Genomic DNA, 22520 nt, shown 5'->3' with positions numbered 1-22520 from the left:
TGGGCTCGGGCCGGTTGGGGCGGTGCGGGATCAGAAGTTGCCGAGGCCGCCGCAGACGTTGAGGGCCTGCGAGGTGATGGAGGCGGCGGTGTCGGAGGCCAGGTAGCCGACGAGACCGGCGACTTCCTCGGGGGTGGAGTACCGGCCGAGGGGGATCTTGGCCTGGAACTTCTCCAGGATGGCGGCCTCGGTGGAGTTGTACGCGGCGGCGTACCCCTGCCGCACGCGCTGCGCCATCGGCGTCTCCACGTACCCCGGGCACACGGCGTTGACGGTGATCCCGGTGGGGGCGAGTTCGTTGCCGAGCGCCTTGGTGAAGCCGACCACGCCGTGCTTGGAGGCGGAGTAGGGGGCGCCGAGCACGACGCCCTGCTTGCCGGCGGTGGAGGCGATGTTGATGATGCGGCCGCGGCTCTTCTCGCGCAGGCCGCCGGTGGTCAGCGCCTCGCGGGTGACCCGGAAGACGCTGTTGAGGTTGGTGTCGATGACGTCGTGCCACAGCTCGTCGGCGATGTCGGCGGTGACGCCGCCGCCGGAGCGGCCGGCGTTGTTGACGACGACGTCGATGGTGCCGAAGCGGTCGACGGCGGCCTGGATCCAGGCGCGGACCTCGTCCGTGGAGCGGACGTCGAGCACGGCCCCGGACACGTCGAGGCCCTCGTCCTGGAGCTGCTTGACGGTCGCGGCGACGTTGTCGGCGCTGCGGGCACCGATGAACACCCGGTGGCCCTGGGCGGCCAGCAGCCGGGCGACGGCCAGGCCGATCCCGCTGGTGGCACCGGTGACGACGGCGACCTTCCGGTCCTGATCCGACATGGGTCTGTTCTCCAAGGGAAGCTGGTGTGTGGGGCGGCGGCCGCCGCCCGGACGGGTGCGGCCGGCCGCCGTGGACGGGGCGCGCCCTACGCGTCGACGAGGGCGGCGGCCCGCAGGCTCGCGTTGACGGCCGCGATCAGCGCGCGGGGCGTGCTGTTGTCGGTGAAGACGTCGTCGTCCAGGGTGATCGCGAACTCGCGCTCGATCCGGCCGCCGGTCTCCAGCAGCGCCAGCGACTCGTAGCCCAGGGACTCGAAGTCGGTGTCGAGGATGTCGCCGTCGAGGTCGATCTCCTCGTCGGCGCCGGCGCCGTCCAGGAGGATGCGCTTGAGGTCGTCGATGGTGAACTCGGTCTTGGACAAGGTGGGTCCCTTCGTGGGTGGCCGCATCCGGCGGATCCGGCGGGGTGGCGGGGAAGGCGCCCGGCGCCGTCAGGGGGGTGACGGCGGCGGGCGCCGGCTGGGGGCCGTCAGTCGACGGCGCGGACGATCACCGCGGAGTTGAAGCCGCCGCGGCCGCGGGCGAGGACCACGGCGGTGCGCACCGAGGCGGTTCTCGGGCGTACGGCGACCAGGTCGAGGTCGTAGGAGGGCGACAGCTCCACGTTGGTGGTCGGTGGGATCAGGCCCTCCCGCATGGCGAGCACAGCCGAGACGACGTCCACCGGCGCGGCGCCCGCGCCCAGCCGTCCGGTCGTCGTCTTGGGGGCGGTGACGGGCACGCCGCGCGGGCCGAACACGCTGGTGATGGCCTCGGCCTCCTCGCGGTCGAGCCGTTTGGTGCCCGCGGCGTCGGCGAAGACCACGTCGACCTCGGCGGGGTGGCAGCCGGCGTCGGTGAGCGCCGTGTCGATGGCCCGGCGCAGGCCCGGCTCGCGTCCGCTGCCGGGCCGGGGGTCGAAGGTCGCCCCGTACCCGGCGAGTTCGCCGTAGACGGTGCGGGCGCCGCGGGCGCGGGCGCTGTCCTCGTCCTCCAGGACGAGCAGGGCGCCGCCCTCCCCCGGTACGTAGCCGGCCGCGGCTTCGTCGAAGGGCAGGTAGGCCCGCTCGGGTTCGGTGCCGGCGGACATCAGGCCGCCGGCGAGCTGGGCCGCCCAGCCCCAGGAGGAGACGGGCGCGTCGAAGCCGCCGGTGGCGGCCAGTCTGCCGCCCGCGCGGATCTGGCGCCGGGCGTGCGCGAGGGCGTCGAGGCCGCCGGCGTGGTCGCTGACGACGACCCCGCAGGGCCCGTACAGGCCGTGGCGGATGGAGATCTGCCCGCTGTTGGCGGCGTAGAACCAGGCGAAGGACTGGTAGGCGCTGACGTGGTTGGGGCCGTGGCTCCAGAGCTTGCGCAGCTCGTTGCCGCCGAACTCGACGCCGCCGGAGCCGGCCGCGGTGACCACGCCCATGCGGTACGGGTCGATGTCCCCCGGCGCCACTCCCGCGTCGGCGAAGGCGTGGTCGGCGGCGGCCAGGGCCAGCTGGGTGACCCGGTCGGTCTGCGGTACGAGCCGTCCCGGCAGGTGCTCCTTGGCGTCGAAGCCGTGGATCTCGCCCGCCAGCCGGGAGGGGTAGCGGGAGGCGTCGAAGCGGGTGACGGGGCCGATCGCGTTCTTGCCGATCCGGGTCGCCGCCCAGAAGTCCTCCACGCCGAGCCCGCTGGGGGCGGCCACCCCGATGCCGGTGACCAGGATCCTGGCACTCATGCGGTCCTCCTGTCGGGGCGGGTCAGCACCATCGCGCTGTGGAAACCGCCGAACCCGCTGCCCACGGTGAGGACGGCGTCCGTGCGGTGCTCCCGCGCGTGGAGCGGGACGTAGTCGAGGTCGCACTCGGGGTCGGGGGTGCGCAGGTTCGCGGTGGGCGGCACCACGTGGTGCCGCATCGCGAGGACCGAGGCGGCGATCTCCATCGAGCCGACCGACCCGAGCGAGTGTCCGATCATCGACTTGATGGAGCTCATCGGGATCCGGTAGGCGTGGTCGCCGAGGGCCAGTTTGTAGGCGGCCGTCTCGTGCAGGTCGTTCTGCCGGGTGCCGGAGCCGTGGGCGCTGACGTAGTCGATGTCGGCGGGGTGCAGGCGCGCCGCGCGCAGGGCGACGGTGACGGCTTCCGCCAGTTCGCGCCCGTCCGGGCGCAGGCCGGTCATGTGGAAGGCGCTGGAGCGGGCGGCGTGTCCGGCGATCTCGGCGTAGACGTGCGCGCCGCGCCGGCGGGCGGCCGCCAGCTCCTCCAGGACGAACACCGCGGCGCCCTCGCCGAGGACGAAGCCCTTGCGGGAGGCGTCGAAGGGGCGGGAGGCGGTGCCCGGTTCGTCGTTGTACGTGGTCGTCGCCTTGATGGCGTCGAAGCAGGCCAGGGTGATCGGGGTGATCGGCGCGTCCGTGGCGCCGGTGACCATGACGTCGGCGCTGCCCTCGCGGATCAGGTCCGCGGCGTGCGCGACCGAGTCGATCCCCGAGGTGCAGCCGGTGGAGACCGTGGTGACGGGGCCCTCCGCGCCGACGGCCCAGGCCACCTCGGCGGCGAAGGAGCTCGGCACGAAGTGGTCGTAGAGGCCGGGCGAGGCGTAGGTGTGGTCGACCACGGCGAGCCGGCCGTCGTGGCTGACGGCGCGGTACTCGCGGTCGAGCGCGCCCGGGGCGCCGACGCCGGTGCCCAGGCTGACACCGGTGCGGTAGGGGTCGAGCCCGGTCAGGGCCAGCCCGCTGTCGGCGAACGCCTCGCGCGCCGCGACCACCGCGAACTGGGCGGCACGGTCCATACGGCAGATCTCCCGCGGCGTCAGCCCGTGCGCCCGCGGGTCGAAGTCGGCCTCGGCCGCCACCCGGGAGCGGAACCCCGAGGCGTCGAAGAGGGTGATCCCCCGCGTCGCCGTACGCCCTTCGCTCAGCAGCCGCCAGAAGGCCCCGCTGCCGGTGCCTCCCGGCGCCAGCACCCCCACCCCTGTGATCACTACCCGGCGAGCCACCGGTACGGCCCTCCCCTCGTGTCGGCGTGGCGGCGGTTCACTCCGACGCCGTCCAGTCGTAGAAGCGGGTGGCCATGGCGTCGGCGGGGGTGCGCCAGGTCGCCGGGTCGTACGGCTGGATGAACGGCAGCAGGTCGTGGCTGATCTTCATGAAACGGGGGTCGTTGCGGGACTCCTGGATGCGCTGGCCGCCGTCGTCCTCGGCGAAGTCCTGGAGGTGGAAGTAGAGGCCCTTGTACATGAACAGCCGGCGGCGCAGGGTGCCCATCCGCTCGGGCATGTCGGTTTTGTCGAACTCGGTGAAGAGGCGGGCCACTTGATCGCTCGACATGCTGTCCATCCGGGCCACGATCAGGTTGCTGTGCGTCATCTGGTCTCTCTCTTCCGTGCGTCGGGGGGGGGTGGTTCAGGGGTGGTACAGCCGGATGAAGTCCGCGACGCCGTCGGCGATCAGCGCGTCGGCCTCGGCGCGCGGTACGGGCAGGGCGCCGAGGAAGGAACGCTGGACCACGCCGGAGGGGACCAGCAGGATGAAACGTTCCGCCGCCTGGTCGGCGTCGGGGATGTCGAGCAGGCCGCGGGCTGCGAGGCCCCGGAGGCTGCGGGCCAGCGCCCGGCGGGCCTGGCGGGGGCCGGCCGCCTGCCACTTCTCGACGGCCTCGGCCGGCAGCCGGGTCACCTCGGCGCTGACGTGGCGGACGATGGCGAAGTGCTCGCGGAAGGCCTCCAGCGGCGCCAGCCAGGCCCGGCCCAGCGCGATGAGGTCCTGCTCCAGGTCCGTGATCTCCGCCAGGCAGCTCTCGGCGACCGCCGCGAGGGCGGCCGCGACCGAGCCGGAGCTGTCCAGCAGCACGCCCACCAGCAGTTGTTCGTGGTCGGGGAAGCACCGCCGCACGGTGTCCGCCGGGACACCCGCCTCGACGGCGGTGGCCTCGGCGGTGCAGCGTCTCCAGCCCTCGCGGGCCAGTACGGTGCGGGCCGCCCGGACGACGGCGCGGCGCTCGTCGGCCGCTTCGTCCGGCGGCCGGGAGGTGCGCTCAAGGGTGGCCGACGTCGCTCGCGGCAGGGACATGTCCGGGTTCCTCCTCGTGACGTGCTCGTCCGGCCGGCGGGTCCGCCGGCCGGCTAGTGCTGTGACCGGAAAGGTCCACCGGGCCGCGGCGCCCGGCACGGCACCTCGCCACGTTGTCGGGCCCCGGAAGTACGTCCAGTACGAGCCGCGGCCCTCCGCCTTGCGATGCACCGCACCTGGGGGCACCTCCCAGCGGTAGCCGGGGGAACCGCGACCCGGCAAACCTTCCCGGCCACAGCACTAGTTGCGGGGCGCGTCAGGGAGTGCCGAACCACCGCTCCAGCGTCATGGGCAGGTCGTGGTGGCTGCCGGGCGCCGCCCAGGCCACGTATCCGTCGGGACGGATCAGCAGGGCCGTGGTGTCGCGCAGTTCCGCGTCCGCCGGGATCTCCCGCGGCTTCGCGGTGACGATGTCGACCCGGTCGGCCCAGGGTGCGGCCCGCTGCCGCAGCCGCGGGTTGTCCGCGAGGTCGAGGAGCACACCGCGGGCGGGGTGCAGCAGCTGCGTGCTGGAGGCCGCGGCGCCCGGGCCGGCCAGCTCCAGGCGCGGCATGCGCCGGCCCAGCAGCGGGTGGCTGCCCTTGCCGACGTCGTAGCTGATCTCCAGGCCGCTCACCATGGCGGCGAGGTGGCGCGCCACGTCCTCGTACGCCATGAGTTCCCCGAGCGTGTCGCGCAGCGGCTGCACCTCGGCGCCGCTGAGGAACAGCAGTCCCTGGGCGCGGGTGTTCATCAGCAGCCGGCGGCCGACCGGGTGCCGCTCGCCGTGGTAGGTGTCGAGCAGGGCCGGCGGGGCGTGGCCGCGGACCTCGGCGGCGAGTTTCCAGCCCAGGTTGACGGCGTCCTGGATGCCGGTGTTCATGCCCTGACCGCCGGCGGGGAGGTGGATGTGGGCCGCGTCGCCGGCCAGCAGCACCCGCCCGCGCCGGTACTCGGTGGCCTGCCGGGCCGCGTCGCCGAAGGCGCTGACCCACACCGGCTCGGCGGCGGATATGTCGTCGCCGGTCAGCCGCTGCCAGGCGGCGGCGACCTCCTCGAAGGGCGGCGGCCCCTCGCGCCGGCGCGGCGGTGTGCCGCGTTCGCAGACGATGATCCGGGTGACGCCGCCGGGCAGCGGGCCCACCATCACCATGCCGCCGGGCAGGCTCTCGCCGATCATGCGGGGCTTGAGGTCGACGCCCTTGATGTCGGCGAGGTACATCTCCATCGTGGCGGCCGTGCCCGGGAAGTCGAACCCGGCCGCCTTGCGTACGGTGCTGCGCCCGCCGTCGCAGCCCACCAGGTAGCCGGCGCGCAGGGTGTGCGTCCCGCCGGGGCCGCGCACCCCCACTTCGACGCCGTCGCCGTCGTCGCGCACCGAGAGCACCTCGTGGCCGCGCCGCAGGTCGGCCCCCAGGCCGGTGGCCCATTCCTCCAGGCGGGTCTCGGTGAGGGACTGCGGCACCGCCTTGGCGGCGCGGCAGGTGGTTTCCCCGAGCACGCCGAAGTCCAGGGGCAGGCCGCCGAAGTGGCCGAGCGTGCTGGTCTCGATCTCGCCGAAGCGGGCCAGGAGACCCCGCTGGTCGAAGGTCTCCAGGGTGCGGGCGGTGAAGCCGAGGCCGCGCGACTCCCCCGTACGCCGTTCCAGCCGTTCCAGCACGACGACGTGGACCCCCGCGAGGCGCAGTTCGCCGGCGAGCATCATTCCCGTGGGTCCCGCGCCGACGACGATGACCGGTGCGTCCATCACGTCTCCTTGAATTCGCCTCCGGAGACAGTGCACCGGATCTTGACTACAAGGTTCTTCGGATCCGAACGGGCATTCAATGGCGGTGGCTTCAGGACTCGGTCAGGTTCCACAAGAGCCGGTCCACAGCCTTGGAAGGCGGCCAAGAGCATGTCAAGGACAGGTCAGGGGCCCGGCCCCGGACCCCGGTGCGGGCGGTGCGGTCAGCGGCGCGCGGCGCGGCGGCTGAAGCAGGAACGGACGTCGTTCTCGTTGTAGTACGTGCGCCCGGCCCGGTTGCGGCGGCGCCACCGCTCCTCGCTCGCCAGCCGGTAGACGGTGCCCATCGGCACCTGCCACAGCTGCGCGATGTCGGCCCCGGCCAGCCAGCGTTCCGTGACCGGCGCGGCGGCGCCGGCGCCCGGCGGCCGCGCGGAGTCCATGGAGTCGCTCAGCTCGCTCCACCGGTCGCTGGTCCAGCGGTGCGCCGGATCGGCGTCGCACACGACCGCGGGCCCGGCGGCCCGCTCCCCCGCGCGGCCGGCGAAGGCGAGGGCTCCGGCGCAGCCGGGCTCGGGGCAGCCGCCCAGCCGGATGCTGCGGGCGGCGTCGGGGAATGCCGCGCGGCGCCCGGCGCGTACCAGGCGGGCTATTTCCACGCTGGCCTCGGCCGCCGCCGGATGCGCCGCGAGCCAGTCGGCGTGGCGCAGCAGGAAGGCGGTGAGGGCGGGGGCGGTACGGGGCGGCGCGGCGAGTCCGCGCTGCTGGGCGACCAGGCCGCTCCACGATCCGAGGACGGAGACGATCCGGGCCCGTACGTCGGCGGCGGCGCCGTTGAACGGCAGGCCCGGCAGATCGCCGCCGGTGGTGCGCTCGCGCAGGCTGCCGGGCGCGCCGCCGCCGAGGATCCGGCCGCATTCCGCGTGCAGGTGGGCCAGTTCGGCGAGCCCCGTGGTGAAGTGGTCCCGGCACCGGCGGCACAGCCGGGTGCCCGCGGACGTGCGCCGCCGGGTGTCGCCGCCGCGGCAGCCCTCACCGTGGCACAGAGCCGTCACCGTCATGTCGTTCCCCCTTCTGCTCGCGCGCCGGTCCGGTTCCTGTCGCGGACCGGGGTCAGCCCTGGCCGAACCGGAACCCGACGCCGCGGACCGTGATGATCCAGCCGGCACCGATCTTGTTGCGCAACGTGCTGACGTGCGTGTCGACGGTCCGGCGCGACCAGGAGTCGCCCCAGACCCGCTCCATCAGGAGCTTGCGCGGGATGACCGTGCCGGGGTGGGAGGCCAGGAGGTAGAGCATGTCGAACTCCTTGCGGGTGGTTTCGACGGGCTCTCCGTTCAAGGTGACCTCGCGGGTCCCCGCGTCGATCCGCAGCGGTCCGGCGGTGATGGCGGCGGCCATCGGGCGCGGCGGGCGCGCCCGGCGCATGACCGCCTCCATCCGGGCCATCAGCTCGCGGAACCCGTACGGCTTGACCAGGTAGTCGTCCGCGCCGGCCTGGAGGCCGAGTACGCGGTCCAGTTCGCTGCCCCGGGCGGTCACCGCGATCACGGCGATCTCGTGGGCGGCGCGGATCCCCCGGCAGACCTCCAGCCCGTCCAGGTCCGGGAGTTCCAGGTCGAGCAGGACGAGGTCGGCGTCGGGGTAGCTGCGCAGGGCCTCGCTGCCGGTGGCGACGATGTCGACCTCGTGCCCGTGGCGGCGCAGGCCGCGCGCCAGGGTCTCGGCCTCGACCGCGTTGCTCTCGACGATGAGAATGCGCCACAGCGCCGACTGGGCGGGTCCGCTCGGCTGCGTTCTCAGACCCTCCGCGAGGGAGAGCCCTCCGTTCACTCCCGCAGCGACCGTGTGAGGTTCCAGTACAGCCATGGAACGCTGGTTCATCTGCCCCCCGTCCTCAAGCTCAGTTGAGTCAACGTCAACGAACATACAAACCGCTTCGTCGGTTTGTCAAAGATCTGATTACCCCTCAAACCCTGGCGAGATACGCCACAAAGGGGTTAAAGGGGGTGGGAAGGCCAGGGGACTTCGCGGACTCCCCTGGCAACCCACTCACCTTGCCGGAGCACGAACCGCTGGACAATACCAACGAGGCGGTTTAATAAGGCGGTAACTGTCATAGGAGCAAGCGTGATGAAACAGGAGCGCGCCCTCCGGACCCGCGAGGCACTGATCAAGTCGGCTGCCACGGTGTTCGGACGGCGCGGATACGCGGAGGCGACGCTGAACATGATCAGCGCGGGAGCGGGAGTGACCCCGGGCGCCTTGCACTTCCACTTCGAGAACAAGGCGGCGGTGGCGGCCGCGGTCGAATCCGCGGCGGCCGGCTGCCTGCGCACGGTGGCCCACGAGGTCTACGCGCGCCGGACCTCGGCCCTCCAGGCCCTCGCCGACAGCTCGTTGGCCCTCGCGCAGGCGCTCCTCTCCGACGTGGTGGCCCGGGCCGGCTTCCAGCTCGGCCACGAGGCCCTGTACCCGACGGTCTACGACCTGCGCGAGGAATGGCACGCCTACGTCCGCCGGCTGCTCAAGGAGGCGGACGCCGAGGACTCGCTGCTGCCCGGCCTGTGCCGGCGGCACGCCGCCGCGGTGGTCGTCGCGGCGACCATCGGCTTCGAGCTACTGGGCCGGGACGACCCCGAGTGGCTCTCCCGGCGCACCCTGACCGGCTTCTGGCAGGTGGTCCTGCCCTGCCTGGCGGACCCGGAGGCGCTGCGCGGACTCGACCTGTGAGGAATCTCCACGGCACCTCCGAGACCGCTCCGAGCGGCTCCCGGGGCCTCGCCTCAGCGCCGCGCGCCCGGCCTCACACCGAGCGCAGCGCCCGGCCCGGCCCACCCGCGTACTGCCGCGCCGGCCCGAGGACCGCCGCGCTCTGGCGCCCGAGCAGTTCGCGGACGTGGCGGCGCGCCGACGCCAGGTCCGCGCCCGGCCCCAGCACCCGCCTCACCGCGCGCCCGTCCAGCAGGACGGTGTGCCGGGACACCACCGTGCACCCGGCCCCCGGTTCGGGCTGCACCGACCACTCGCCGGTGTGCGCGGCCAGCAAGGGGTGCGGCCGGGTCTGCTTGTGGACGATGCGTCCGGCCGCCGGGAAGCACACCCGTACCGACTCGGTGGTGTACGCGCGGCCGTCGGCGGCCAGCCGGACCAGGGCGGCGCGCTGCACGCCGGGCCGCTCCTCGGTCGCCTCGGCGCGGACGACGTCCGCGACCCGGCCGGGCCAGGAGCCCACGCCGTACAGGAAGTCCAGGAGCCGTTCGTCGGGCCCCGGCAGCCGCACCCGGTCCTCGAAGGTCAGCAGCAGCCCGTCCAGGTCCTGCCAGCGCTCGGCCGCCACCCGCAGTCCGTCCAGGGCGGCCCGGGAGCCCCGTCCGGCGGCGGCGAGCGCCCGTTCCGCCCCGGCCGTCCCGGCCGCGGCGAGCGTGATCTCCTGCTCCAGCGTCAGCCTCGACCAGCCGGGCGCCAGTCCGGTCACGCTCAGGACGCCGGTCACGGAGGTGAAGGGCGCCCGCGGGTCCTCCTGGCGGAAGCCGGCCCGCAGCGCTCCCGCGTCGAGGGTCCGGCGCCAGCGCGACGACGCCACTTCGCCGTCCTCGGGGGCGGACCACAGGCAGAACCGGTCCCGGTCACCGCCGGCGTCCAGCGGCTCCACGTGCAGGGCGTCCGCCAGGAACAGCGGCCAGTGGGTGGTGTCGGCGACCAGTGCGTACAGGACTCCGGCCGGGGCGGCGGCGTCGACCGCGTACGACACCCGGTGTGCTCGCCCGAAAGACATCGGACACCTCCTCCAACGCTTGACGCAGACCTTGTCCGAAGCCGCCGGAACCCCGCTGGAGCCCCGCTGGAGGATCACACGGCGGCGCGGGCGCCCAGCACGCTGTTGACGAGGGCGAGGTAGCGCCGCGGGGTGTCGGCGAGTTCGAGCAGTTCGCCGTCCAGCAGGATGTCGAACTTCCGCTCGATGTAGCCGGTCGTCTGCAGGACGGAGAGGCAGTCGTAGCCGAGTTCCATCCAGTAGAGGTCGAGGACGTCCTCGTCCAGTACGGCGCCTTCCTCCTCGCCTCCCCAGAACCGCAGGACGCGGGACAGGTCGGTGAGTTCCAGCCGGTCCATGGCCTACCTTTCTCCTCCGGCGGCAGCGGTCCGCCGCCCCCTGCGGCCCGGCGCTGCGTGCCGGGCCGAGCAGAGTCTGGCCGCGCGCGCTCAAACCCTCCTTGAGCGCGCGTGCGGCGCCGCTGGAGCAGCGCCGCCCCGTGCGGCGGCCGTGCGGCTCAGGCCGCGTACAGGTCGAAGGTCGAGGTGCGGCGCGGGCCCGCGATCACGTCCAGGGCCGGGTCCACCCGCAGCATCGCCTGGTGCAGGCGCTGGAGCTGGTGCGAGGGCTCCACGCCCAGGTCGTCGATGAGCCGGGTGCGCAGCCGGCGGTAGACGTCCAGCGCGGTGGCCTGCCGGCCCGAGCGGTACAGCGCCACCATGGCCTGCGAGTGCAGGCCCTCGTGCTGCGGGTGGCGGGCCATCAGCTCGGCCAGCTCCGCCAGCAGTTCGGTGTGCCGCCCCAGCCGCAGATCCACGTCGATGCGCCGCTCGGTGGTCACCAGTCGGCTCTCCGCCAGCCGCAGCACCTCGATCTCCAGCACGGGTCCGACCCGTACGTCGACCAGTGCCGGCCCCTCCCACAGCGCGAGCGCCTTGCGCAGCAGGTCGGCCGCGCGCTCGTCGTCCCCGGCCTCGAAGGCGCTCTGGCCGCCGGCCACGAGGCTCTCGTACGCGTGGACGTCCACGCTCTCCGGCGGGATCTGGAGCAGGTAGCCGCCGTGCCGGGTGGTGAGCACGTCCTTGGCCGAGCCGGGGCCGCCGGGGCCCATGGCCGTCCCGAGGCGCCGGCGCAGCTGGAGGATGTACGTCTGCAGCGTGGTGAGCGCGCTCTGCGGCGGTTCGGTGCCCCAGATCTCCTCCATGAGGGTGGGGATCGGCGCCACCTTGCCGGGGTGGAGCGCGAGGAGCGCCAGGATCTGGCGCGGCTTGCCCGCCGTAGGAACGATCGATCCCCCGTTGACTTCGGCATTCAACGGACCCAGAACCTGAATCTTCACGGTCTCCCGTCTCCCCTCCGGAATGGGTCGAGATGCTCACGGCTGTCAGCATTCGACGCGAGCACGGTAGCGGCGCGGTGTGCGGTGTCCCGGAAATCTCGAGCCGCTGTCGAGCGGCGCTCCGAGGGCGGTGGGGCGGGCCGCCGTCAGAGCGCCGGGACCAGCCGCTTGCGCGCCGCGCGCGCCGTCTCCTCCTGCGCGTCGGCGGCGCCGTCGGGGTCGGCCAGCAGGATCGACCGCTGGAGTGCGCGCAGGGCGCCCGAGGGCTCGATGCCGAGTTCCTCGACGAGGTTGGTGCGCAGCCGCTGGTAGGCGGTGAGCGCTTCGCCGCGGCGGCCGGAGCGGTGCAGGGCGAGCATGAACTGGCCGTGCAGGTTCTCGTGGGTGCGGTAGCGGCTGGCCAGGACGGTGAGTTCGGCGAGCAGCTCGCGGTGCCGGCCGAGCCGCAGGTCCGCCTCGATGCGCCGGTCGAGGGCGCACAGCCGGGTTTCTTCCAGCCGCCAGGTCTCCATGTCCAGTTGTACACCGCCCGTCACGTCGGCGAACGCGGGGCCGGACCACAGGGCCAGCGCCTCGCGCAGCAACCGCGCCGCGCCGCGGTGGTCGCCGGCGTCCATGGCCCGGTAGCCGAGGCCCGCGAGCCGGTCGAACTCGCGGACGTCGCTGGTGCCGCCGGAGCTGTTCAGCTGGTAGCCGCCGGGCAGCGTGAGCAGGACGTCCTTGGCGGTCCGGGTACGGTCGCCGGCCCGTTCCAGTGCCGCGGTGATGAGGGTGCGCAGCTGGAGCACGTACGTCTGCAGGGTGGTCCGGGCGCTGCGCGGCGGTTCGCCGCCCCACAACTCCTCGATCAGAGCGGTCACCGGGACCACCCGGTCGGCGTGCAGTGCGAGCAGCGCCAGGACCTGCCGTGGCTTGGCTGCGCTCGGGGTGATGGACGTGCCGTTCTCCCGTACCGCCAGTGCGCCCAGTACTTCGATGTCCACGGCGTGTTCCCCCTGCTTGGTCCTGGATGCTTCCTTGAGTCCCGCTGGAACGAGGAAAAAACAGCATCGCCGGTTTGTCAATACCAGACCGTTCGTCCTGTTTCGTTCGAGACAGTGTCTTGAATTGCCTCAACTGGGCTCTGACCAGCGGAACTTCGCCAGCAAAGGCCGCTCGGCGCCGCTGGGGTCCCATAAAAAAATCCCCTCGGGGCGAAGCCCGAGGGGAGGCGGAAGCGGCCTGGAACCGACCGCGTGGTCCGGTCACGGTCCGCCGACGGGGGCGGGGCGGCGCACGGGAGCGGGCCTCACGAGGCGCGGGCGGACCGGGCGGAGGACGGCGCGCCCGACCCGCCGGCCGTCACGTCCCCGAGCCGGTGCCGGGCGGTCAACTGGGGCAGCATCAGCCCCCAGTACCGGGTGAGCGAGGACCGTGAGGACCACTCGCGCCGGTCGGCGCCGAGCACCTCGAAACCGACGATCGCCGCCACGACGGCCGCGGCGGCGTCCTGCGGCGACACCCCGTCGGCCAGCAGCCCTTCGGCCGCCGCCTCCCGGAACATGGCCTCGACCCAGCGCTGCCACTGCCGGCGTACGGCCCAGCCGCGCTCGCGGCCCACCGCCGACCGGGCGCCGTTGCCCGCGACCAGCCCGAAGGCCGCGCTGACCACGGCGTCCCGGGCCAGCAGAGCGACCAGTTCGTGGGTCGAGTCGATCAGGGTCTGGAGGGAGTTGTCCGCGGCGGGCCGGGACACGGTGATCCTCCGCAGGGACTCCGCCGCCCGGTCCACCACCGCGTCGGCCAGGGCGGACTTGCTCCCGAAGTGGAAGTGCAGCCCGCCCGTACTGACTCCGGCCCGCTTGCTGATGGTGGCGATGGAGGCGGTCTCGTACCCCTCCTCGGCGAACACCTCCGCGGCGGCACGGACCAGACTTTCGCGCGTACGGGCCGCGCGCTCCTGCTTCACCATGGCATCTCCACAAACCGTATCAGCGGTTTGCCCCGGGTAAATGTGTGGATCGTGATGGCCGGCCGGGCCGGTCGGGCCGGCCCGGCCAGCCCGGATTCGGCTCGACCGGCTCAGGGAACCACTGCTTCCACGGCCGGGGCCTGCGCCGCCTCCGCCTCTTCCCCGAGAGCCAGTTCCAATTCCCGGATCTCCGTCACGACCCGGTCCCCGCGGTCGGCCGCCATGTCCAGCCGGGCGAGCACCGCGGGCGTGGCGATGCTGGGGTAGATGTGCTGGTAGAGCGAGGCCACCCGGTACTCGAGGTCCGCCCGGCCGGTCAGCGTCTGGGAGTAGAGCTGCACGCCGGCCCAGCCGGCGGAGATGATCCAGGCGGCTTCCGCGGGTTCCACGTGCGGGAGCAGTTCGCCCTGGGCCTTCGCCTGCGCCAGCCGCTGTTCGGTGACGTCGATCCAGGCGGGCACCGATCCGCCGCCGAAGATCTCCCTCATGTCGGGCCCCAGCGACAGCCGCGCGCCGGCGCTGAGCATGGGGTGGCGCCGCATCCGGTGGCCGAGCACCATGCCGACGTCGAAGAGTTCCTGGAGCTTGCTCTCGCGCGGGGGGACACCGCCTTCGGCCATCTGCTCGTCGAGGACGCCCTGCGCCAGCTCCTGCTTCGAGGAGAAGTGGAAGTACAGCGCACCCTTGGTGACGCCCGCCCGGGCGAGGATGTCCGCGATCGTCGCCGCCTCGTAGCCCCGCTCGTCGAAGACGGCGGCTGCCGCCTCCAAGATTGCGCGCCGCGTGCGGACCGCACGCTCTTGCCGTGCCACGATGCCTCCGATGGTGTTGGGAAAACCGACCAAGGGGCTCTCTACCGAGATCCCCCTCTCCCCCACCTTAAAAAGAACCAGAAGGTCCGTATTTTATCAACCCCGGGAAGGTAACAACCTGGAGTTCGAGGCGCTTTCATCGGTACGTCTTCTGCCGTCGCACCGGTTCACACGGGAACCGGCCACCCTCTTCCGGCGTGGACCCCTACGCCTACCGTTGAAGACAATACTAAACCGCTTGATCGGTTTGTTCAGCGCCCCACATGCCGTGGTCCAGTGCGGCCGCCACGGCCGCCGGAACCGTTCTTCGCAGGCGGCAGGGGGTACGGACATTTGACGCGGGCAACGTCGCGAGGGCGCTCCAAGGAGCGGAACACCGCCTCCCACTTGGGACGGGACCTCCGAGTCCCACGCAGTGCGATCAGTTCGTAACGTGCCTGGTAGGGGTCGGGATGGGGGGCTCCCGGACCGCGGTCGAGGCACCCCGGCGGCCCGGGCCATGTAACAACTGGGCGTCCGAACTACCTTGCAAACAAAACCGGAGAGTACGTATCTTGCGTGATCAGGAGAGCACCCCCCAACCGTCGTCACGACTCTGTGGAGAGGTCAATGACCCTGCTGACGTTCCAGACCGACGCCCAGGTGCAGCCCCTGTCTGGAACAGGTGCACCTTGGGCGCGCTGCAACGACCTTCCAGAGCTCACGAGCACGGTACCGAGGGAATACGTGCACCGGAGTTCCGTCGCGGAGGTGTTCCTGACCGGCTACCGGCGGATAGGGGAGGACCTCTTCCTGCTCAACGGCCAGTGGCCGCGCGCCCACACCTTCTTCACCACCGCCGACGGCATGAGCCACGACCCCGTCCAGGCCGGCGAGACCATCCGCCAGGCCGGGCTGCTGCTGTGCCACGCCGAGTACGGCGTACCGCTCGGGCACAACGCCCTGCTGTGGAACCTCGGCTTCAAGACCGATCCCGCGCAGCTGTTCATAGGCACCCGCCCCACCGACCTGGAACTGATCGCCTCCTGCCGCGACTTCGGCTGGAAGGGCAACCGTTTCTCCGGCTTCCTGGAGGTGAGCGTCCGCCGCGACGGCCGGGTCGCGGCGACCGGCACCGCGTTCTTCAGCTTCGTCCCGCCGGCGGTATACAGACGGTTGCGCGGCGAATGCACCAGCAGCGCCGCCGCGCCGGCGCCGCGGGCGACACCGATCCCCGCGGTCCAGGCCGGCCGGATCCTGCCGATCGACGTCGTCCTCGCGCCCGCCGAGGGCCCGGACCGCTGGCTGCTCAGCCCGCACCTGAGCCACCCGATCCTGTTCGAGCACGCCAACGACCACCACCCCGCGATGGTCCTGATCGAGGCGGCCCGGCAGGCCGCGTACAGCACCTTCGCGACCGACTCGTTCAGCCTCACCGGCATCGAGTCGTCGTTCCTCAACTACGCCGAACTCGACGCCCCGTGCTGGATCGAGACAGAGGTGGCCCCTTCGTCGGACCCCGGCGTCCGCACGGTGCAGGTGGTCGGCCGTCAGGGAGACGTAAAGGTCTTCGAGGCCCTGGTCACCGGTACGGTGTCGGCCGCCCCGGCATCCGGGCCCGGCACGCTGCCGGCCGCCTTCCCCGCCGGCGCCGCCACCGCCGACGTCACCGCCGCGCCCGTCACCGCCCCGGCGCTCGCCGCCCTCTGATCCCGGTACCAGGGGGCGTACCGCTCGAACGCCTCCGCCAGTCGCGGTCCCGGCCCGGCGCCGACCAGCTTCCACAGCCGCCCGCTGTCGTACCAGTGGTCGACGGTGAGCAGCGAGAGCCTGCGGCGTACGAGGGGATCGTCCTCGCCGCCCAGCAGTGCCAGCGCCTCCCCGAGGGTGACCTCACCCTCGGGCAGCGGCAGGTCCAGCGCCCGGGCCACGGCGGTGACCAGCTCCCGGCAGGTCACCGGCTCCGGGTGGGTGGCGTGCAGCACCTGTCCGGCGGGCAGTCCGGGCAGCCGGGCCAGGTCCGCCACCGCCCCCGCCAGGGCGTCCACCGAGATCATCGACATCCGCGCCCGGCCGCCGTCCACCCAGTGCGGGAGCCGGCCCACCAGGTCCGCGACCGCGGGGATCACCCAGGTGTCTCCGCGGCCGTAGACCAGGTGCGGCCGCAGTACGGTGCCGCCCGCCGCGAGGACCAGCCGCTCGCCGGCCAGCCGGCTGATGCTGGTCGAGGAGGACGGCTCCTCCGCCAGGACCCCCTCGGCCGCGCCCCGGTGGGGTTCGTCCCGGTACACGGCTGCGGTGCCGAGGTGCACGAAGCGCCGTACGCCCGCCCGCTCCGCCTCGGCCAGCAGGGCCCGGGTGCCTTCGGTGTTGACCGCCCGGCACTCCTCCTGCGTGCCGCCGATCCGGGCGGCGAGGTGCACGACGGTGGTGACGCCGTCGCAGATCCCGCGCAGCGAGGCCGGGTCGGTGAGGTCGCCGGTGACGCTCTCCACGGCCGGTGCGCCGGTGCGCTCCCCGGGCGTGGGGCGGCGGTGGGTGAACAGCCGCAGCAGGGGGGCGTCCGGGGCCGCGGACCGCAGCCGCTGCGTCACGTGGGAGCCGACGAAACCGGTGCCGCCCGTCACGAGGATCCGTTCGGGTATCAACGACAGCCTTTCGCCGGGGAGCGGGGGTTCTCGTCCTGTCATACCCCATGACCGGCCCGACGATCACCTGGCCGCGAGAAAGTAGGCTGAGAATATGACCAGCTCAACTCCCCGTCTGACGCCGGTGACCCCCGATAACTTCGATGCCGTGTGCGCGATCCGGCTCCACGCGCATCAGGAGCACTTCGTCTCCCCTGTCCTGAAATCGCTTGCCGAGGCGTACGTGCACGGGCCGCTCGCCTGGCCCCGGGCCGTCGTCGACGGGGACGAGGTGGTGGGGTTCGTCATGGCGTTCCTGGACTTCCCCTGGGACGGGAACCCGGCCGACCGGCGCTCGGGCCTGTGGCGCATGAACATCTCCGCCGACCACCAGGGCAAGGGGTACGGGCGCTTCGCGGTCCGGGCCGTCGCCGAGGAGATCCGCCGCTCGGGCGGATCGCGCCTCTACGTCACCTGGCACCCGGGGGAGGGCGGCCCCGAGCCGTTCTACCTGGGGCTCGGCTTCCGCACCACGGGCGAACTCAGCGGCGGCCAGCGGGTGGGCGTCCTCGACCTGCCGCCCTCCGCCTAGGGCGTGGGCGGACCCGTCGGCCAGGCCCGCGGGTGCTCACGGGGACAGGTCCCGCTCCCCCGCCGGGCGGTTCACCCGCCCTGCCCGGCCCGCACCTCGGTGTTCTGGCAGGCGGTCAGCAGCCAGCGCCCGTCGTCCTGCCGGGTCATCACGTACAGCGGCGCCCCCTGGCTGCCGGCCCCGTCCGCCGGTGCGTACACCTGACGGACCTTCACCGCGGCCACGTCCGGCCGCAGGAACAGGGTGTGGGTCACCTCGTACGTCACCTCGCCGTCCCAGCTCGCGGCCGGCAGCACGGCGCGGGTGAAGGCGGCGATCTCCTCGAAGCCGGTCAGCACCTTGCCGTGGGCGGTGGTCCATATCGCCTCGGGGTGGAAGAGCGCGAGGAACCCCTCGGCGTCCTTCGCCCGTTGGGTGCGTTCGACGGTGGCGACCACCTCCGCGATGGCCTTGAGGTCGGCGCTGCGGGATCCGTTGGTGTTGTCCATGGCGATCACTGTGCACCCTCAAGCATGGTTGAGGTCAAGGAATATGATCACATGGCGGTATGACGAGGACTCTGTACCTGCTCTGCTCCGCCGCCCCGCCCGTCTTCGACGTGGCGCACGTCGTCGAGGACGCCCAGTCGCGCGGCTGGGACGTCTGCCTCGGTCTCACCCCGTCCGCCGCGCACTGGGTGTCCGCAAGCCTCGACGGACTGGCCGCGCTGACCGGGAACCCGGTGCGGTGGCAGTACCCGCTGCCCGGCGAGCCCGACGTCTGGCCGGCCGCCGACGCGGTGCTGTTCGCCCCCGCCACCTTCAACTCGCTGAACGCCTGGGCCCTCGGGCTCACCGACCGGTTCGTCGCCGGCCTGGCCGCCGAGGCCATCGGCAGCGGCACTCCGACCGTGGCCGTGCCCTGCCTCAACGCCGCCCTGGCCGCCCACCCGCGCTTCGAGCTCTCCCTGAGCGTGCTGCGGGGCGCCGGCGTCGAGCTCCTGTACGGCGAGAACGGCACTGCCCCCGCCCCGCCCGGCGAGGCCGCGCCCTTCCCGTGGGCCGCGGCCCTGGACGCGGTGGACCGGGCTGCGGCCCGCCCTGCCCCGTAGCCGGGCGTCCGGCTACTCCCCGGTGACCCCGTCGATCACCTCGCGCAACAGGTCCGCGTGACCGTTGTGCCGGGCGTACTCCTCGATCATGTGGGCGAGGACGTAGCGCAGCGAGTACTTCTCCTCCCCGAAGTGCCCCTGTACGTCCAGCGATCCGGCCGCGTCGACGATGGCCCGCGACCGCGCGCAGGTCTCCGCCCAGATCCGGAACGACTCGGCCGGGTCCGCGTCCTCGACGTGGAACTCCGTCCACTCCCCGGCCGCGTTCCTCGGGAAGTAGCCCCGTACGTCCTCACCGTTCAGGACGTTGCGGAACCAGCCCCGCTCGACCTCCGCGAGGTGGCGCACCAGCCCCAGCAGGCTCAGCCCCGACGGGGCGATGGCCCTGCGCCGCAGCTGCTCGTCCGTCAGTCCGGCGCACTTCATCATCAGGGTGTCGCGCTGCCACTGCAGCACGCTGGTCAGCGTGGCCCGCTCATCGCCGTCCTGCACGGGCGGCGTCCTCTTCTCATCGTTCACCACCCCATGATCACCACAACCCGCGGAAAGGGCCACGTACTTCCGACCGCGGGGAGTGACCGCCGCCCTCGGACGCCGGGCGCCTGGTGTCGGCATACCCCTGCCCCCGCCCGCCCCGGGCCGGTACTGCTGCTCCAAGGACGCCGGAGTCCGCTCCCGCCTCACCGGACCCGGCCCCGCCGGTGCCGCGGCCTGCGGCGGCGCGGTCGCCCCGCCACCGCCCGCCTCGGGCGGACGGACGTGCGCGAAGTGCACGGTGCCCCGTCGATCATGTCCGGTGTACTGCGGCCCCCGTTCCACCGCGCCCCGGCGGCCCGCCCGTACGTACGCGCACCCCGCCCCCGCCCAGCCCTCCGGTCCGAAACCGCCGCACCGCAGCCCTCCCCCGCACCCCGGCCCGGCCGTCACGGCCGCGCCCGGGACATCTCACCCGACGCCGGTGCGCCCGGTCAGGGCCGGCCCGCTGTCGGCGAACGCCTCGCGCGCCGCGACCACCGCGAACTGGGCGGCACGGTCCATACGGCAGATCTCCCGCGGCGTCAGCCCGTGCGCCCGCGGGTCGAAGTCGGCCTCGGCCGCCACCCGGGAGCGGAACCCCGAGGCGTCGAAGAGGGTGATCCCCCGCGTCGCCGTACGCCCTTCGCTCGGCAGCCGCCAGAAGGCCCCGCTGCCGGCGCCGGCACTCCGAACGCCCAGGGCCATGGCCGGGCCCTGCGCGGGCCGGCGGGACGCGTCACCCGACGCCGACCACCGCACCCGCACCCGCCCCCGCAGCGGCCTCCGCCGCTCCGTCCGTCCGGTACTGCGCCACCCGCGCCCCGCCCACCAGGCTCGGCAGCAGCAGCCCCCACAACGCCGCGACCTTCCGCCGCAGCTCGGCGTACGACAACCCGGTCCCGGACAGCACCTCGATCCCCGAGAGCGCGGCAGCGACCAACGCCTCCGCCTCCTCCCACCGCTCCCGGCCGAGCCCTCCGTCCCCGCCGAATCCCGCGTCCCCGACGAACCCGGCCCCCGCCAGCTCCCCCGCGTCCCGCGCCATCCGCAGCAACCCGCACACCGACGCCAACCACGCCCCGTGGAAGTCCATCACCGCCGGCTGCTGCCCCGCGCACTCCTTGGTGATCCGGAAGCTCGCCGGGACCGCCGCGTCCTCGTGCAGCGTCCGCGCCAGCCAGTGCGTCGTGTCGATCAGCACCTGCAACGGCGAGGCCCCGCCCTCCCGCATCCCGCGTACCGCCTCGTGCAACAGCCGGCAGCCCCGGCGCTGCACGGCGTCGGCCAGGTCGTCCTTCGACGCGAAGTGGAAGTACAGCGCTCCCTTTGTGACACCCGCCGCACGCGCGATGTCCCCCAGGGTCGCGTTGGCGTAGCCGTGGCGGTGGAACAACTCGGCCCCGGCGACGACCAACCGCCTACGTGTCCGCTCCGACCTCTCCTGCACCGCTCGTCTCCTCTCGCCCGCGCCGCCACGCACGCATCACACCGCTCCGAACCCGACCCGTACCTCAGGCCCGTATCTCACGCCCTACCTCATGCCCGTACGAGCCGCTCCCGCACATCCGCCACACCGGCCCCGACACCGGCCCCGGCACTCGCCCCGGCGCCGACCACCCGTCCCGCGGCCACCCCGTCCGGCCCCGCCATCAGGATCGACCGCTGCAACCGCCGCAGCGCGGCCGACGGCTCCAGCCCCAAGTCCCGTACCAGCGTCGTCCGCAGCCGCTGGTACACGTCCAGCGCCTCGCCCCGCCGCCCCGACCGGTGCAGCGCGAGCATGAACTGCCCGTGCAGGTTCTCGTGCGTGCGGTACCGGCTCACCAGCACCGTCAGCTCCGCCAGCAGCTCCCGGTGCCGCCCCAGCCGCAGGTCCGCCTCTATCCGCTGGTCCAGGGCGCACAGCCGGGTCTCCTCCAGCCGCCGCGCCTCCATGTCCAGCTGCACGCCGCCGTGCACGTCGGCGAAGGCCGGACCGGACCACAGCGCCAGCGCCTCCCGCAGCAGCCTCGCCGCCCCCGGATGGTCGCCGGCGTCCATCGCCCGGTACCCCATCCCCGCGAGCCGGTCGAACTCCCGCACGTCGCTCGTCCCGCCCCCGCTGTTCAGCAGGTACCCGCCCGGCAGCGTGACCAGCACGTCCTTCGCCGTCCGGGCGCCGTCACTGCCCTCCAGCGCCGACGCGATGAGCGAGCGCAACTGCAGTACGTACGTCTGCAGCGTCGTACGGGCGCTGCGCGGGGGCAGACCACCCCACAGTTCCTCGATCAGCGCCGATACGGGTACCACCTGATCGGCATGGAGGGCCAGGAGGGCCAGGACCTGCCGGGGCTTGGGGGCGGTCGGCGTTATGGAGATCCCGTTCTCCCGCACGGCCAGTGCGCCCAGTACATCGATGTCCACGTCGTACTCCCCTGTCCTTGGATGAGTCGCAGGAGCCAGTAAAAAACGGGACAGACGGTTTGTCAACCCGGTTCACGCCAGACGGTTTCCCGTCAGCCACCCCCCGCCCCCAGCTCCCAACCCACCCCACCTGCAACGTTCTCGGTTCCCCCATCCCATCGCCCCCCGACTTATCAAACCGTTCGGTCTTGTTCCACTACTCCGGCGCCTGCCCACCCAGCATCAGCGTCCAGAGCCGCGCGACCATCTCCGGCGCAGTCCACCCCGGCTCGGCTGCCCCCATCACCTCCAGCCCGACCGTCGAGGCCACCACCGCGCGCGCCGCGTCCAGCCGCGACACGCCTTGGGCCAGCGCCCCGCCCCGTTCGGCGGCCTCAAGTAACTCGTCCACCCATGACCGCCACCTCCCCCACACGTCGATCCGGCTCCGCCGCGAGACGTCGGCGGCCAGCCCGAAGCCGGCCCGCACCACGACGTCCTCGGCCAGCAGCACCATCAGCGCGGACGTCGAGTCCGACAGGACGCGCAACGGGTCCGCCGCCGCCTCCCCGGCCGCTCTGGCGGTGTCGATGATCCGCCGCACCGCGTCGACGGACCGGTCCTCGACGGCCCGGGCGAGAGCGGCCTTTCCGGCGAAGTGGAAGTGGAACCCACCGGTGGTCACTCCGGCCCGGCGGCTGATCGTCGCGACGGACGCGGCAGCGTACCCCTCCTCGGCGAACACCTCCGCCGCGGCGCGCACGAGTGACTCCCGCGTGCGCGCCGCACGCTCCTGCTTATCCATGGGGGCTCCACAAACCGCATGCGCCGCATGCGCGGTACACCTGAGGGGGTGTGACGAGTTCGGGCGGCCACACTCGGTGCCCGCAGCCGAGTCCGGGCGGACTCCCAGTGGAGCCACCGCTTCCA

Annotated in this window: 24 protein-coding genes and 2 pseudogenes; 4 read left to right on the top strand and 22 right to left on the bottom strand. The window is 73.1% G+C overall.

Annotated features, from left to right (window positions below):
• Positions 1 to 30: 30 nt before the first annotated feature.
• From fabG to ACZ4M3_RS33150, 9 genes are all read right to left on the bottom strand, one after another.
• On the bottom strand, positions 31 to 816 hold the full coding sequence (fabG, locus tag ACZ4M3_RS33190) for a 3-oxoacyl-ACP reductase FabG (RefSeq protein ID WP_467739011.1): 786 nt from the start codon (positions 814 to 816) through the stop codon (positions 31 to 33).
• 86 nt (positions 817 to 902) lie between these two features.
• Complete coding sequence (locus ACZ4M3_RS33185; RefSeq protein WP_467739009.1) at positions 903 to 1178, bottom strand: acyl carrier protein; 276 nt, start codon at positions 1176 to 1178, stop codon at positions 903 to 905.
• Positions 1179 to 1285: 107 nt separating this feature from the next.
• Positions 1286 to 2503 (bottom strand): ketosynthase chain-length factor, encoded by a 1218-nt coding sequence (locus tag ACZ4M3_RS33180; protein WP_467739007.1) that lies wholly within the window; start codon positions 2501 to 2503, stop codon positions 1286 to 1288.
• Positions 2500 to 3768 (bottom strand): beta-ketoacyl-[acyl-carrier-protein] synthase family protein, encoded by a 1269-nt coding sequence (locus ACZ4M3_RS33175; protein WP_467739005.1) that lies wholly within the window; start codon positions 3766 to 3768, stop codon positions 2500 to 2502. Before ACZ4M3_RS33175 ends, ACZ4M3_RS33180 begins: the two co-directional genes overlap by 4 nt.
• A 37-nt stretch (positions 3769 to 3805) precedes the next feature.
• A complete protein-coding gene (locus ACZ4M3_RS33170) occupies positions 3806 to 4138 on the bottom strand; it encodes a TcmI family type II polyketide cyclase (RefSeq protein ID WP_467739003.1) in 333 nt (110 codons plus the stop codon).
• A 36-nt stretch (positions 4139 to 4174) separates the two neighbouring features.
• Positions 4175 to 4840, bottom strand: coding sequence for a TetR/AcrR family transcriptional regulator C-terminal domain-containing protein (locus ACZ4M3_RS33165; protein ID WP_467739001.1), 666 nt, complete (start codon positions 4838 to 4840; stop codon positions 4175 to 4177).
• Between the two features lie 256 nt (positions 4841 to 5096).
• On the bottom strand, positions 5097 to 6566 hold the full coding sequence (locus tag ACZ4M3_RS33160; RefSeq protein WP_467738999.1) for an FAD-dependent monooxygenase: 1470 nt from the start codon (positions 6564 to 6566) through the stop codon (positions 5097 to 5099).
• Between the two features lie 203 nt (positions 6567 to 6769).
• Positions 6770 to 7606: a hypothetical protein gene (locus ACZ4M3_RS33155; protein WP_467738997.1), complete on the bottom strand. Its 837-nt coding sequence runs from the start codon at positions 7604 to 7606 to the stop codon at positions 6770 to 6772.
• A gap of 52 nt (positions 7607 to 7658) precedes the next feature.
• Entirely contained in the window at positions 7659 to 8429 is a 771-nt protein-coding gene (locus tag ACZ4M3_RS33150; protein ID WP_467738995.1) for a response regulator transcription factor, read from the bottom strand.
• A gap of 249 nt (positions 8430 to 8678) precedes the next feature.
• On the opposite strand from ACZ4M3_RS33150, the gene ACZ4M3_RS33145 reads away from it, so the two are divergent.
• Positions 8679 to 9278 (top strand): ScbR family autoregulator-binding transcription factor, encoded by a 600-nt coding sequence (locus ACZ4M3_RS33145; protein WP_467738993.1) that lies wholly within the window; start codon positions 8679 to 8681, stop codon positions 9276 to 9278.
• 73 nt (positions 9279 to 9351) lie between these two features.
• On the opposite strand, the gene ACZ4M3_RS33140 is transcribed toward ACZ4M3_RS33145, so the two are convergent.
• The 6 genes from ACZ4M3_RS33140 to ACZ4M3_RS33115 form a co-directional block, all read right to left on the bottom strand.
• Entirely contained in the window at positions 9352 to 10323 is a 972-nt protein-coding gene (locus tag ACZ4M3_RS33140) for an SRPBCC family protein (protein ID WP_467738991.1), read from the bottom strand.
• A gap of 74 nt (positions 10324 to 10397) precedes the next feature.
• Positions 10398 to 10661, bottom strand: a complete 264-nt coding sequence (locus ACZ4M3_RS33135; protein WP_467738989.1) for an acyl carrier protein — start codon at positions 10659 to 10661, stop codon at positions 10398 to 10400.
• 158 nt (positions 10662 to 10819) lie between these two features.
• Positions 10820 to 11641, bottom strand: a complete 822-nt coding sequence (locus tag ACZ4M3_RS33130) for an AfsR/SARP family transcriptional regulator (protein ID WP_467738987.1) — start codon at positions 11639 to 11641, stop codon at positions 10820 to 10822.
• Between the two features lie 146 nt (positions 11642 to 11787).
• Positions 11788 to 12624, bottom strand: coding sequence for an AfsR/SARP family transcriptional regulator (locus tag ACZ4M3_RS33125; protein ID WP_467738985.1), 837 nt, complete (start codon positions 12622 to 12624; stop codon positions 11788 to 11790).
• A gap of 305 nt (positions 12625 to 12929) precedes the next feature.
• Positions 12930 to 13592 (bottom strand): ScbR family autoregulator-binding transcription factor, encoded by a 663-nt coding sequence (locus tag ACZ4M3_RS33120; RefSeq protein WP_467738983.1) that lies wholly within the window; start codon positions 13590 to 13592, stop codon positions 12930 to 12932.
• A gap of 110 nt (positions 13593 to 13702) precedes the next feature.
• Complete coding sequence (locus ACZ4M3_RS33115) at positions 13703 to 14404, bottom strand: ScbR family autoregulator-binding transcription factor (protein ID WP_467738981.1); 702 nt, start codon at positions 14402 to 14404, stop codon at positions 13703 to 13705.
• Between the two features lie 609 nt (positions 14405 to 15013).
• On the opposite strand from ACZ4M3_RS33115, the gene ACZ4M3_RS33110 reads away from it, so the two are divergent.
• Positions 15014 to 16093: a ScbA/BarX family gamma-butyrolactone biosynthesis protein gene (locus ACZ4M3_RS33110; protein WP_467738979.1), complete on the top strand. Its 1080-nt coding sequence runs from the start codon at positions 15014 to 15016 to the stop codon at positions 16091 to 16093.
• A gap of 407 nt (positions 16094 to 16500) precedes the next feature.
• Here the strand turns inward: ACZ4M3_RS33110 and ACZ4M3_RS33105 are convergent.
• Positions 16501 to 17073 (bottom strand): annotated as a pseudogene (locus tag ACZ4M3_RS33105) (NAD-dependent epimerase/dehydratase family protein); the annotation flags it as partial.
• Positions 17074 to 17125: 52 nt separating this feature from the next.
• On the opposite strand from ACZ4M3_RS33105, the gene ACZ4M3_RS33100 reads away from it, so the two are divergent.
• Positions 17126 to 17602 carry a GNAT family N-acetyltransferase gene (locus ACZ4M3_RS33100; RefSeq protein ID WP_467738977.1) on the top strand — a complete coding sequence of 159 codons (477 nt, stop codon included), beginning with the start codon at positions 17126 to 17128 and terminating at the stop codon, positions 17600 to 17602.
• Between the two features lie 71 nt (positions 17603 to 17673).
• Here the strand turns inward: ACZ4M3_RS33100 and ACZ4M3_RS33095 are convergent, their stop codons facing one another.
• Entirely contained in the window at positions 17674 to 18090 is a 417-nt protein-coding gene (locus tag ACZ4M3_RS33095) for an SgcJ/EcaC family oxidoreductase (RefSeq protein WP_467738975.1), read from the bottom strand.
• A 59-nt stretch (positions 18091 to 18149) separates the two neighbouring features.
• Here ACZ4M3_RS33095 and ACZ4M3_RS33090 point away from each other — a divergent pair, with 59 nt between their 5' ends.
• Positions 18150 to 18692: a flavoprotein gene (locus ACZ4M3_RS33090; RefSeq protein ID WP_467738973.1), complete on the top strand. Its 543-nt coding sequence runs from the start codon at positions 18150 to 18152 to the stop codon at positions 18690 to 18692.
• A gap of 12 nt (positions 18693 to 18704) precedes the next feature.
• On the opposite strand, the gene ACZ4M3_RS33085 is transcribed toward ACZ4M3_RS33090, so the two are convergent.
• From ACZ4M3_RS33085 to ACZ4M3_RS33065, 5 genes and pseudogenes are all read right to left on the bottom strand, one after another.
• Entirely contained in the window at positions 18705 to 19211 is a 507-nt protein-coding gene (locus tag ACZ4M3_RS33085) for a DinB family protein (RefSeq protein WP_467738971.1), read from the bottom strand.
• 444 nt (positions 19212 to 19655) lie between these two features.
• Positions 19656 to 19913, bottom strand: a pseudogene (locus ACZ4M3_RS33080) (beta-ketoacyl synthase N-terminal-like domain-containing protein); the annotation flags it as partial.
• A gap of 31 nt (positions 19914 to 19944) precedes the next feature.
• The gene (locus ACZ4M3_RS33075; RefSeq protein WP_467738969.1) at positions 19945 to 20655 is read right to left on the bottom strand and encodes a ScbR family autoregulator-binding transcription factor; all 711 of its coding nucleotides are present in this window, start codon (positions 20653 to 20655) and stop codon (positions 19945 to 19947) included.
• Positions 20656 to 20744: 89 nt separating this feature from the next.
• Positions 20745 to 21611, bottom strand: coding sequence for an AfsR/SARP family transcriptional regulator (locus tag ACZ4M3_RS33070; protein WP_467738967.1), 867 nt, complete (start codon positions 21609 to 21611; stop codon positions 20745 to 20747).
• Between the two features lie 196 nt (positions 21612 to 21807).
• Positions 21808 to 22395 carry a ScbR family autoregulator-binding transcription factor gene (locus tag ACZ4M3_RS33065; protein WP_467738965.1) on the bottom strand — a complete coding sequence of 196 codons (588 nt, stop codon included), beginning with the start codon at positions 22393 to 22395 and terminating at the stop codon, positions 21808 to 21810.
• Positions 22396 to 22520: the final 125 nt, after the last annotated feature.

The sequence above is a fragment of the Streptomyces sp. NPDC026522 genome (assembly GCF_055567555.1).
The sequence above is the reverse complement of the archived record's forward strand: the minus strand, read 5'-3'. Positions and strand labels throughout refer to the sequence as shown.